A 404-nucleotide genomic window follows, 5' to 3' on the forward strand; every position below is an offset into this window, starting at 1 on the left:
CTCAATCTGTGGAACCCGTCGATGTTCGGCCGGGTAATCTACGACCGCGCCACAGGACAGTTCGACGCCGTGCGGGCCGTGCTGCGCAGAAAGCGCCGCGCGATCGACTTGTGCGGCACGCCGTTTTACATCGAAACCAGCCACGCCTTCCTCAAGTCCTACTGGGATCTCGCCCCGGAGTTCTTTCCGCAGTCCAAGGTATTTCACCTGATCCGCCATCCGCTGGAAGTCGCATGCAGCGAATCGAATCGCGAAAGATGTATGGTCAAGCGCCGCAAGTATCCCGTGCGCTACCGGTATCGGTATTACCGCGGACGCGACGGCCGCCGGTACAAGCGCTGGACGCTCACCGAACTTGAGCCAATTTTCAGCAGCTTCGACCTATCACAGCTCACCCTTTTTCC

At 59.4% G+C, this 404-nt stretch carries 1 protein-coding gene; it reads left to right on the top strand.

The window, feature by feature from the left end; translation table 11 throughout:
• Window positions 1-404: hypothetical protein (locus tag A9K58_RS19765; protein ID WP_196769219.1), on the top strand; the 404-nt coding region annotated here is incomplete at both ends.

It is taken from the genome of Stenotrophomonas maltophilia (genome assembly GCF_001676385.1).
Classification (GTDB): domain Bacteria; phylum Pseudomonadota; class Gammaproteobacteria; order Xanthomonadales; family Xanthomonadaceae; genus Stenotrophomonas; species Stenotrophomonas maltophilia_J.